This is a genomic window from Kitasatospora sp. NPDC018058 (genome assembly GCF_044327205.1).
In the GTDB taxonomy this organism is placed as follows: domain Bacteria; phylum Actinomycetota; class Actinomycetes; order Streptomycetales; family Streptomycetaceae; genus Kitasatospora.
Genome location: NZ_JBIRFA010000024.1, coordinates 1 through 12231, shown reverse-complemented (window position 1 = coordinate 12231; position 12231 = coordinate 1). Strand labels below are relative to the sequence as shown.

At 69.9% G+C, this 12231-nt stretch carries 5 protein-coding genes and 1 pseudogene; 3 read left to right on the top strand and 3 right to left on the bottom strand.

The features are described from left to right. Window positions 1–132 precede the first annotated feature (132 nt). The gene (locus ACH4E7_RS29200) at window positions 133–579 is read left to right on the top strand and encodes an ATP-binding protein (protein ID WP_396252052.1); all 447 of its coding nucleotides are present in this window, start codon (window positions 133–135) and stop codon (window positions 577–579) included. A 9-nt stretch (window positions 580–588) separates the two neighbouring features. Here the strand turns inward: ACH4E7_RS29200 and ACH4E7_RS29195 are convergent. From ACH4E7_RS29195 to ACH4E7_RS29185, 3 genes and pseudogenes are all read right to left on the bottom strand, one after another. Next, window positions 589–950, bottom strand: a pseudogene (locus ACH4E7_RS29195) (transposase); the annotation flags it as partial. Window positions 951–966: 16 nt separating this feature from the next. Then, window positions 967–1377 (bottom strand): PPOX class F420-dependent oxidoreductase, encoded by a 411-nt coding sequence (locus ACH4E7_RS29190; RefSeq protein ID WP_396252051.1) that lies wholly within the window; start codon window positions 1375–1377, stop codon window positions 967–969. A gap of 388 nt (window positions 1378–1765) precedes the next feature. Continuing rightward, window positions 1766–2440 carry a hypothetical protein gene (locus ACH4E7_RS29185; RefSeq protein ID WP_396252050.1) on the bottom strand — a complete coding sequence of 225 codons (675 nt, stop codon included), beginning with the start codon at window positions 2438–2440 and terminating at the stop codon, window positions 1766–1768. Between the two features lie 341 nt (window positions 2441–2781). On the opposite strand from ACH4E7_RS29185, the gene ACH4E7_RS29180 reads away from it, so the two are divergent. After that, a complete protein-coding gene (locus tag ACH4E7_RS29180; RefSeq protein ID WP_396252049.1) occupies window positions 2782–9717 on the top strand; it encodes a DEAD/DEAH box helicase in 6936 nt (2311 codons plus the stop codon). Beyond that, window positions 9714–11960, top strand: a complete 2247-nt coding sequence (locus tag ACH4E7_RS29175) for a UvrD-helicase domain-containing protein (RefSeq protein WP_396252048.1) — start codon at window positions 9714–9716, stop codon at window positions 11958–11960. Before ACH4E7_RS29180 ends, ACH4E7_RS29175 begins: the two co-directional genes overlap by 4 nt. The last annotated feature ends 271 nt before the right edge of the window (window positions 11961–12231 follow it).

Sequence of the window (12231 nt, the reverse complement as noted above, 5' to 3'; positions counted from 1 at the left end):
CCATGCCTGTGTCCCTACTCGGAAGGATCTTCGCGACCCCCGCGTACACCACCGCCCAACCGCCGTACAGGGCCCGGCCGTACACGCGTCGCCGCTGGTCACAGCCCTTCCATCGCAGGCACGCTCCTGCCCATGACATCCCTGCACAACCCGAGCTCCACCGAAGCGACCGCTCCCCTCCGGGAGTTCGCCATGCGGTTCAGCTCCACCCCGCGCGGCGCCCGGCTCGCCCGCCGGCTCGTCTCCCACCGCCTCGACGACTGGGGGTACGGCTACGACTCCCCGCTCAACGACGCCCTGGCGCTGATCACCGCCGAACTCGCTGCCAACGCCGTCCGCCACGGCCGCGTCCCCGGACGGGACTTCGCCGTCCGGCTCGCCGAGCACCCCGACGTGCTGCGCATCGAGGTGTCCGACACCCGCACCGAGCGGATGCCCCCGACCGACCTCCCCACCCCGGCGGCCGACGCCGAGTCCGGCCGCGGCCTGCTCCTCGTCGCCGCCCTCGCCGACCACTGGGGTACCTCCCCGCGCCCGGCGGCCCCGGGCAAGACCGTCTGGGCGGAGTGCCGGCGCTGACTGATCGTTTCAGAATGCCGTCCGGAGTCGTCGGAGGCAGATGATGCTGCAGGCGAGTTCGAGCAGGCCCTCATGGAGTCGACGCGTCGCTCGTAGCGGATTCGGAGTCGCTTGAACTGGCGCAGCCAGGCGAACGCGCGCTCTACCACCCAACGCACCTTCCCCAGTCCGGAACCGTGGGCGACGCCGCGTCGGGCGATCAGCGGTTTGATGCCGCGCTTCCACAGCAGGCGGCGGTACTTGTCGAAGTCGTAGCCTCGGTCGGCGTACAGGCGCCGGGGCTTGCGACGGAGGCGTCCGCGCAGGCCGTGGATCGGCGGGACGGCGTCCAGCAGCGGCAGGAGCTGGGTGACGTCGTGGCGGTTGCCACCCGCTCTGAACGATCAGTCAGTCTGCGAAGGTGCCGACCAGCCGCTGCGGGGTGATCCTGACGACCACCCGAACCACCTTCGGCGGCAGTTTCAGGTACTCCGCGCCTGCGCCGGGCCCCTCGTACTGCTCGGCCAGTACGACGGCCAGCTTTCGACCCAGGTCCTCGGCCACCGTCGCAGTACCGCGTACCTCCAGGTATCGCAGCGGGTCGGCCCGGTCGTAGACCGTCAGGCTGACCCGCGCGTCACGCTCCACGTTGGTGACCTTTCGGCGGCCGGCTGCCGAAGACAGCAGCAGGTCGTCGCCGTCCCGGGCGACCCAGACCACCGAGGTCTGCGGGCTGCCGTCGGGATTCAAGGTGGCCAGCACCGCAGGATTCACATCGTCAAGAAGCCTGCGGGCGGCATCGTTCAACGTGATCGTCATGCCCGCGACTGTAGCCCGGTCGTCAGGTGGTGTCGACCGATAGATCGAGTGCCTGCACGCATGCAGGACACCCCGCCGACCAAGATCGCGAGCCGCAAGACCTGGGCTCATGTCATTCTGAAACGAGCAGCAAGTAGCACGATCTGCGCGCATGCCCGCGCCCGGCACTCGCTTCGGTGGCCCCGCCCCAGGCCACCTTCTTCAACCGCTTGCGTTCGGAAGCGGTCACGGATACCGGGCGGGCGACGGCAAGGGGCATGGCAGACAAGCCGATCACAAGAAGCGCCCGGATCGAGCAGGATGGCCGTCGAACCGTTCGGCGCGCTTCATCTCCTCGCGGGCGTACTGGGTGACACGCTCGGGCACCTCCTGGCGGTCCTTCGAGGGGTCAGGACGTGTCAGTGGTCGAGAGGGCGCCCACGGCGAACTTGTGCGTCTGTGCGGCTGCTTCGTCGATCGGTACGTGCTTGCCGTCCGGCGGGAAGAAGTCGACGACGCCGATCGCTCCGTAATTCGCCCAGAAGCAGGTCGTCATGGGGAAGGTGTCGCTGACGTTCTGCTGGCACTTCACCACCAAGTCCTTGGTGGTGAAGGTCTTGGGCTCGCCGACCGGGCTCCGGCCGTAGCCCTTCTCCAGGTCCATGGTGTGGGAGAAGACCTTGTCCAGCGAGGCGGCGGGGTCCGCGACCTTTTCGTACAAGCTCGTTCGGGTCGTGAGATGTGGCGCGGTTGCCCGCATCCCGCCCTTGCTGAGGGTGATGCGCGTCGCGCCGAAGCAGGAGACCTTGTCCTCCCCGGACTTCTGTTGGCTCTGCGGCAGGTCGTCGTCGCCGGCGACCATCATGTCCAGGTCGCTGCCGAAGTGGAAGCCTCCGTTGCCCTTGTCGCAGGTCATGCCGTCCAGTGCGGGCACGCGGATCGCCTTGTACCGCGCTCCGGTGTCGGCAGCGAGCTTTTCCACCTTCGGCAGAGCGTCCTTCTTGTCGCCGCCGTCGGATCCGCAGCCTGTGGCGAGCACGCCGACAGCAATGGCGGCGGCCAGAATCCCCCGCTTGCTCTTCATTGCCCATCCCCCTGATCAGTGATCACCAAGGGATCCTATGGCCCGGGGGACTTTCGGGATGTCACCAGCACCCCCGAAGACCCTCGGCTACGCCTGCCGGCTCCACCTCACCACTCCCGACATCTGACCGGACGCCACCCACGACAAGGGCTTCGGAGTCAACCCCCGAAGGACTTCCGGAGCCGACCACCAAGCATTCACGGGCGTCGGCCAACCTTCGGGCCCATGGTCACACTTGGGCAACCGCCTGGTGGGAACGGGGTCCGATAGGTCGGTGCCGCACTATACGGTGTGATCCATTGATCCACGCTCCGTGAAAGCGCACGTCGAAGGAGTCCGCCGTGAGGCCCACCCTGGCCGCCGCGCAGCTGCGCGGCAGTCTGACGCAGTACCTCACGACGACGTACGCCCTCGCGGACGAGGACACCCGCAGCGCGCTCGAACGCTTCCTCGGTCACCCGGAGTCCGGAATCTTCCGCGGGCCTTACCTGCGGATCAGGACGCCGTTCCACGTCGCGGACGAGGGCTGGCAACGGCACGTGGAGTGGCAGCCCGGATTCCCGCCGTACCGGCACCAGGCCAAGGCGTGGGAGCGGCTGAGCACCCTGCACAGCCCGGCCCTGCCGACGCTGGTGACGACGGGAACCGGCTCGGGCAAGACCGAGTCGTTCCTCGTCCCCGTACTCGACCACTGCCGCCGGGAGAAGGCGCGTGGCCGACGAGGAGTCAAGGCTGTCCTGCTGTACCCGATGAACGCCCTCGCGACCGACCAGGCAGGACGCATCGGGGACTACCTGGCGCAGCCGGAGCTGGCGGAGGTCACGGCCGGGCTCTACATCGGTGACCGTCCGGACACCGACTTCCGGCGGGTGATGACGCGCCGTGAGGAGATGCGGGTCTCGCCGCCCGACGTGCTGATCACCAATTACAAGATGCTCGACCTGCTCCTCCAGCGCGGCGAGGACCGCCCCCTGTGGGAGGGCGCCGAGATCACCCACGTGGTCCTGGACGAGTTCCACACCTACGACGGGGCGCAGGGCACCGACGTCGCCATGCTGCTGCGCCGGCTGGCTGCCACCGTCGGAGCCACCCGTCCGGACAGCCCGCTCGGGTCGATCTGCCCGGTGGCCACGTCAGCCACCCTCGGCGAAGGTCGCCCCGGTGCCCAGGCCGGCGGCATCCTCGATGTGGCATCCCAGGTGTTCGGAATGCCGTTCACCCCGGACACGCTCGTCGGCGAGGAGCGGATGACCGCCGAGGAGTTCACCGGTGCGGTGGACTACGAACTCCCCGAGCCGCCGACCCCGCAGGAGGTCATCACGGCCTCGGGTGGTCCGGGCGTGGAGTCGAATCCCAAGCTGCTGGACCTGAACGGCCTCGCGGCCCGCATGCTGGGGCGCGAGGGGCTCGACGCCTTCCAGATCGGCCGGATGCTCCGGCGCCACGACTTCACCCATGGGGTCCTGACCCTGCTCAACGGCGAACCGCTCGACGAGTGGGGTCTGCGGGACCGCTTGGCACGCTTCGGCTACGCATGGGGCCGTACCGCGCGGGAGAACCCCCGGCTCGTGCTGCAGGCGCTCTCCCGCTTCGTCGCGCTGCTGTCCGCCGCACGGGATCCGGATTCCGACGAGCGGCGGCCGCGCCCGCTGTTGCACGTCGAGGCCCACCTGTGGGTCCGGCCGGTGACCAGGGTGCTGCGTGGCCTCGGCGGCGCACCGGAGTTCCGCTGGTACGAGGACGACCGGGCGGCCGCCCGCCGGAGCGCGGCCGCCGCCCTGCCGGTGGACAGTGAGGACGACGAGTCCTCGTCCGGCGGCTGGCCGTCGAGCGGATCGCTGCGGCCCGCGGCCCTCCCCGGCGCGGACACCGCGGTTCGCCCGGCCCAGGTGCACCTCCCGGCCGTCTACTGCCGCACCTGCGGTCGCTCCGGGTGGGCCGCGCTCTCCCCCGAGGCCGATCCACAGCGGCTCGTAATGGCCCACGACAAGATCTGGCGGGCGGGCCTCGGACGGGACAAGCGGCGCATCCGCTACTTCATCTCCGCCACCCGGGCGGAGAAGCAGGAGGCGCTCGCCGCCCTCACCGGCTCCCGTCCGGCGAGCGGTGGGGCCGACCCGCTCTCCGTCGTCGTGCTGGACGGGGCGCAGGGCACCTACCGCATGCCGGTCGCCGCCGACGACGGGGACCTGCTGGACGCCTGGTTCGCGCTGGCGATCCTGGACAAGAAGACCGCCGACAAGGCGGCCACGGACGACCGCTGCCCGGCGTGCAACACCGACAACGGCATCCGCTTCCTCGGAACGGCCCTGGCAGCGCTCGCCTCGGCGACCGTCACCCAGCTGTTCACCGGCGGCGACATCGCCCTCGTCCCCGAAGAGCGCAAGACACTGGTCTTCAACGACTCCACCCAGGATGCGGCGCACCGGGCCGGGTACATCGCCAACGCCTCCTACAAGTTCTCCCTCCGGTCGCTGCTGGCGCACAACCTGGAGGACTCCGGCGCACCGCTCCCGCTCAACGACCTGATCGGGAACGTCCTGGACTCGGTGGACGACCCCGGCACGCTCGTCGCCGTCGTCCCACCGGACCTGCACGACGAGGCCGGCGTGGACCGGCTGCTGTCCGGACGCGGCACCGGTGACGCACGCACCTGGAGGCTGATCGGCGAGCGCCTGGCGTTCGCCACCGTCATGGAGTTCGGCCTGCGCTCAAGGCTCGGGCGCACCCTGGAGCTCACCAGGACGGCCGCCGCCGAGGTCGTCCTGGAGGATCCCGAACGCATCGCCGCTCTCGCGCGTGATCTGCACCTCGTCCTGCCGGGCCAGTTGGTCGCCGTGGAGTCGATGCCGACCTCCGAGCGTTACGTCGCCTATGTGCGCGGCCTGCTGGAACGCCTGCGACAGCGTGGTGGGGTGCGGCACCGCTGGCTGGAGCCGTGGATGAAGGACGCGGGCGTCGCCCGGTTCAAGATCTGGGGCGGCCGCCCCGACGGCATGCCGGCCTTCCCCGACGGGATGGCACCGCCCCGGTTCGTGCTCGACGGCCAGAAGGACAAGTCCCACTTCGACACGGTGTCGGGCCGCGGCGGCTGGTACCAGGACTGGACCCGGCGGTGCCTCGGACTGGACTCCGCGGGTGCCACCGAATACCTGCGCCGGCTGCTTCCCGCGCTCGCCGACGAGCAGGTCCTGGCCGTCCGCACGGCACAGGACCGCACCACGCGCGTCTACGGGCTTCAGCCGGGCCACATCGAAGTCCGGCTGCTCGGCGACCCGATCGTCAACAAGGCCTTCGTCAGCTGTGAGGACTGCGGCTGGCAGCAGGTCGTGCCGCCCGAGCGGCGCACGCGCTGGTACGGGCACCCCTGCCCGCGCTACCGCTGTAAGGGAATCCTGACCCCGCCCCAGTACGGCGACTCCCGCACGGGTGGCACCACGTCCGGCTTCGGCGGCGTCCAGGAGCGCGACTACACCGACGACTACTACCGGCGTCTCTACCTGACCGGCGGCACCTTCCGCGTGGTCACCGCCGAACACACCGGCATGCTCACCCGCCCCGAACGGGAGCGGGTCGAGCGGGCGTTCCGGTCCGGCACGCACTACACCGACCCGAACGTGCTGTCCTGCACACCGACGCTCGAACTCGGCATCGACATCGGCGACCTGTCCGCCGTCCTGCTCGGTTCGCTGCCCGACGGACCGGCGAACTACGTCCAACGGGCCGGTCGCGCCGGCCGGAAGACCGGCAACGCCCTCGTCGTCGCCTTCGGCGGCCGCCGGGCCCGCGACCTGTACTACCTCGACGATCCGCGCGAGATGATCGCCGGCGACATCGTGCCGCCGGGCTGCTACCTGTCGGCCGTCGAGATCCTCCGCCGCCAGTACACGGCACGCCTGCTCGACCTGGCCGCCGCCGGCCGGCTGACCACGGCCGACGGCGAACAACTGCAGCCCGTGCCCAGGCTGGTGTCGGCGCTGTTCGGCACCGCCGGTTGGTGCCAGGACCTGGCCGACGCGGCGCTCACCCACGGAAAGACCCTGGTGGAGGAGTTCCTGGCGCTCTTCCCGAGCGGGACCGGCCCGGACGACGACGCCGGCGTATCCGGCCACGCCGCCGACGAGTTGCGTTCCTACGCCACCGGTGGCATCGCCCGCTGCCTACAGGAGGCCGAGGAAGCGTGGGTCCTCCGCCGCGAGGAACTGAAGCGACGCCTCTCGGCCATCAACAAGGCCGTCGACGCCCTCGTCACGACCGACCCGGAACAGGACCGCGAACGGCGGGAACTGCGTGCCGAGCTACGGAGCACCGCCAACCTCCTGGGCACGCTGAACCGGGCAAGCGCCCACGGCACGCTGGTCGAGCTCGGGCTCCTGCCGAACTACAGCCTCGCCGACACGACCACCAAGCTCGAAGCCACCCTCTACTGGCGGGAGGACCCGTCCGAGCCGGATGGAGCCACCACGAGCCCGGGGGACTCGGCGGGCGGCACTTCACGGGTCTACCGCAGCGAGGTCCGCAGCTACGACCGCTCCCGTCGGCTCGCCCTCACCGAACTCGCGCCCGGCAGCAGCTTCTACGTCAACGGCTACCGGCATGTGGTGCGGGCCCTGGACATCGGCAGCCCCGAGCGACGGGCCTGGTCCGTCTGGCGGCTCTGCCCGTCCTGCGGGTTCGTCCGCACCGAGAATGCGCTCACCGACACCGATCCGTGCCCGCGCTGCGGCAGTCGTGCGATCGCGGACGCCGGGTGCGTGCAGTATGTGCTCCAGCCACGGCAGGTAGTGGCCCGCGACAAGCGGGACGACGCCCGGGTCCGCGACGACAAGGACGAACGGGAGCGCCGACGGTACTCCGTCATCACCGCCGTCGACATCGACCCGGACCAGCTCGCCCCCGGCTCATGGCGCCACGACAAGGCGACCTTCGGGGTGGACTTCGCCCGCCGTGCAGTCGTGAGAACGCTCAACCTGGGCGTCGACCGCCAGGACGGCAGCAGCACCGTGCCCGTCGCGGGTGAGGACGTCCGTCTCAACCCGTTCTTCGTGTGCACGAGTTGCGGAGGTGCGACGGCCGACGGCCGTCCCGTCGCCGACGCTCCGGCCGATGCCCTCACCCAGTCGCTCAGTGCTCCCTCCAAAGCCGGTGCTCATCACCTGCTCTGGTGCCCCCGCCGCAGGACACAGCAGCCCTCCGGATCCGGCCGGACCGAGCCACAGGACGTACCCCTGCTGCTCGCCCACGAGTTGACCACCGAGGCCGTGCGGATCCTGCTGCCCGCCTCCGTGGCACGTGCGAAGGAGCGCTTGGCGTCCTTCACCGCGGCGCTGTTCGTCGGCATAGCCGCACGCTACGGCGGCGACCCGGACCACATCGACATCGCGGCCGCCTCCATGCCCGACGGCAGCGACTCCGACTGGCCCCAGCGCTTCCTGGTCGTCTACGACCGCCTTCCGGGCGGTACCGGCTACCTGCACCGGCTGGCCTCGGCGGAGGGCTTCAAGGAGGTTCTGCTCCGGGCACGCGACGTCATCGAAAGCTGCCCCTGCCGGGAGAAGGGCCAGGACGGCTGTCACCGCTGCCTGCTACGCCGTGTCCCCGCCACGGACTACGACAAGGTCAGCCGCAGCGAGGTCCGTCAGATGCTCGACGATCTGCTCGGCGTGGACGGGGAACGCTGGCGGACCTCGCCGGTCGCGAACACGCGTCACATCTCCCTGGAGCAGCAGGCCGAGAGCGATCTCGAGATCATGTTCGTCGACACCCTCAGGGACTGGGCCCGGTTGCCCGAGTCACACGCGAGCGCGGACGCCTACACGACCTCCGCGGGGACGTACTCCCTCGAACTCCGCCTGACCGGCAACGACGGCTCCACCCTGAGCTGGCGGGTCTCCCAGCAAAGGGATTTGGACGGCACCCGCCCGGACGTCCTCTTCGAGCGGCTCGACGCCCCCGGTCCGCGCCTCGCGGTCTACCTCGACGGCTACGAGTACCACGCCGGTCCGCGGCACAACCGGCTGGCGGACGACGCCGTGAAGCGCGCTCGACTCCGGGCGGACGGCCTGCGCGTCTTCCAGCTCACCTACTTCGACGTCAAGGACTGGCGCCGCCTCGTCACCGACAACGGCCACGCCCACGCCCACGGCGGGCCGAACGCCCAAGTCTGGCGGCCCTACGGGCCGGACGGCGACGGGGAGGAGAAGGCGCGGAAGTACTACGCCAACGTCCGCGGCAGCCTGCCGGGCGAGCTCTCCGAAGCCGTCTGGGTCAACCCGGCCCACCTTCTGCTCACCTACCTGCGCTCGCCCGATGCCGCCCTGTGGCAGTGGCGCGCGGAGGCAGCCGTGGCGGGGCTGACCGGCGTCACGGGAACACGCGCCGCCGCACTGGCGGTCGACGCGGTCGGGCCGCAAGTCCTGGCCGCCCTCGGCGGCGGAGCGCCCGCCGGCCCCCGAGGACCGGTGCAGGTCATCACCGCTCGGGACGGCTCCGGCCTCCGGTTGGTCCTGGCAGCCGACAGCCGCCGCAAGCCACCGGTCTGGAGCGCGCTGGCCGTCCTCGACGACGGCCAGCTCGTCCACCATGACGAGGTGTCGCACAAGCGGCGCTGGCGTTCCTGGCTGTTCTGGACCAACCTGCTGCAGTTCCTGGAGCACGGCGGCGGGGACAGCGTCCAGCTCACGACGACCCTCCTCGACGGCTTCTCCGTCGAGGCCCTGGCGGCGATCGGCGGCGAGGGATGGTTGGCGTCGACCCGGCAGAGCCCGGTGGAACTACCACAGGGCCCGAAGGACGTCCCTGAAGGTCCGGCTCCTGCGGCTCCGGCTCCCGTGATACCTCACGTCGGCCCGGAACCCGCTCCCGAGGCAACGGTTCCCGCCGCGACGGCCGGTCCCGATGCGGGATGGACCCGGGTCCTCGAGTACCTCGACTCGGATGAGGCCGGCCTCGCTGACCTCGCCCATCTCCTCGCCGAGGCCGGCGTGCCCGCCCCGAAGGACGGCTTCGAGCTCGACAGCAACGGCTGGCAAGCCGAACTCGCCTGGCCCGAACGGAGGATCGGCGTCGTCCTCGCTCCGCGCGCGGTCGGCGGGGAGCTGGACTACGAAGCCCAGGACCGTGACAAGGCCTTCCGGGCCGCCGGCTGGGAGGTCCGCCCGGCCGTGGGCTGGGACGCCCGGGCACTCGCTGAGCGGCTCGGCCCGCGGGGCGGCGCCCGGAGCGCACCGCAACACCGACGAGACGACACGAGCACCGACGGAGAGTCAGAGCGATGAAGACCCCGGGAATCACCCTTCGCCTGCTGGACAAGGCGGACAAGGAGATCCTCAAACTCCCCCGCTCGGTCAAGGGCGCCCTCTACGACTTCCAGCACAAGTTCAAGGCGAACCCACACGCGACCGGCCTCAAGCTCCAGCAGCTCAAGGGTGACAGCAGGCTCTGGTCCGCCCGGGTCAACGACGACCATCGCGCCCTGCTGCTGCGCCTGGCCGACGACGACTGGCTGATCGTCGCGGTCAAGCACCGCAAGGACGTCTACGAGAACCTCGACCGACTCGCCTACGGGATCAACCACATCACCGGTGGTATCGAGTACGTCGACCTCCAGGTAGTGGAGGAGAGCATCATTCGCGGCCTGGCCCCGGCCCGGCCCACGACAGCTCCCGACGCGGTTGAACCGGCCGCGCCCCAGGGGCTCTTCACGGCTTGGTCCGACGAGCAGTTGAACGACCTCGGGGTCGCCGCGCCGCTCCTTCCCGTCATCCGCACGCTCACTACGGAGGACCAGCTACTCGGTCTCGTCGAATACGCCCCGCAGCTCACCGCGGAAGTGCTCCTGGCCATCGTCGACGGCAAGGACTTCGACAGCATCCTCGACCAGGTCACGACGCCGGTTGCGGCGCCTGAACCCGTCGACCCGGAGGACTTCCAGGCCGCCGCCGAACGACCGGCCACCATGGTCACCACTTCCGACGCGGCTCTGGAGGAGGTACTGAAGGGCGGAGACTTCGGGCGGTGGAAGGTCTTCCTCCACCCGACCCAGTCCAAGTTGGTGGAACGTACCTACTCGGGGCCTGCCCGAGTGAGCGGCGGCCCTGGGACGGGCAAGACGATCGTCGCCCTCCACCGTGTCAAGCACCTGGTCGACCGGCTGCCTCCGGGGCACACCAAACCCGTCCTCCTCACCACCTACAACAAGAACCTCGCCGCCGACCTGCGTTCGCGCCTCGTCGAACTGGGCGGGGAGGGGCTACTGGCCAGGGTGGACATCAGCCACGTCGACCAGCTCGCACTCCGGATCGTCCGGGAGGCCGAGCCCGGCAACTCCAAGCAGACGATCGACGACAACCAGGCTGTTCGGGAGTGGCAAGCGCTGCTGGACGAGCTCGGTGAGACCACGTGGGACGCCGAGTTCCTCCATGAGGAGTGGACGCAGGTGATCCTCGGGCAGGTAATCGGATCGCGCGCGGACTACTTCAGGGCCCGCCGGGCCGGCCGCGGCAACATCGGTCGTGCCGAACGCGCCGAAATCTGGCAGCTCGCCGAGCGCTTCACCCAGCGGCTGGACCGCTCTCGACGGCAGACCTGGGACCAGGTGACGGAGCGGGCGGCGCGCCTGGAGGTGGAGCGCGAACAGCGGATCGCGACGATCGAGGCTCATCGCGACGACGTCGGCGGTCTGGACAACATCCACCTCCAGGACGGTTCCGCGGGCTGGCTGCGGTACCGATACCGACACATCGTGGTCGACGAGGCGCAGGACCTGCGGCCAGCTCACTGGAAGATGCTCCGAGCGATGGTCCCGAGCGGTCAGGACGACATCTTCCTGGTCGGTGACACCCACCAGCGCATCTACCGGAATCAAGTGACCCTCGGAAGCCTGGGTGTCCACATCCGAGGCCGCTCGTCGAAGCTCACTCTCAGCTACCGCACCACCCGCCAGATTCTGCGCTCGGCCCTGGACGTCCTCACAGGGGAGTCCTACGACGACCTCGACGGTGGTGAGGAGACCTTGGCCGGTTTCCGGTCCGTCCTCAACGGTGCCGTTCCCCGGCTACACCCCTACACCGACTGGAACTCAGAGCGCGTGGGCATCGCCGAACACATTGCGGCCTGGGGCGCCCGCCCGGACGAGCGGATCCCCCTCGAACAGATCGCAGTCTGCGTCCCCACCAATCAAATGGCGGGAGAGGTCGCCTACACCCTGGCGCAGCACGGAATTCCCGCAGTGGAAATCGGCCCCGACGGCCCCAGGAATGGCGGCGGAGTACACATCGGCACGATGTTCAGGTTCAAGGGCCTGGAGTACCAGCGGATGGTCATCGCCGGAGTCCGCGACGGATTGGTGCCGCGCGACAACGTGAACCGCTTGAAGGGTACCGACCTCGCCCGGTACCGTCGGGAGATGCAGCGAGCCCGCTCGCTGCTCTTCGTCGCCGTCACCCGCGCCAGGGACAGCGTCGACATCTTCTGGCACGGCGAGCCGAGCCCCTTCCTGAAGCCCGTTCTCACGCCCTGAGCCACCTCACGACGCCAAGCCGGTCGGCGGCCCAGGCCTCGGGGCCGCCGACCGCTCACCAGCCTGGTCACAGACCCCGCAAACGACAGACTGTTCTGTCCGCTTGCGTCGCGAAAGCAGCGCAAGCGTTCGTCTGACCCGATCGGCCGGCACATACGAAGAACCCCCATCCGGAATCCGGATGGGGGTTCTTCTGAAGAATTGTTCGGCGGCGTCCTACTCTCCCACAGGGTCCCCCCTGCAGTACCATCGGCGCTGTGAGGCTTAGCTT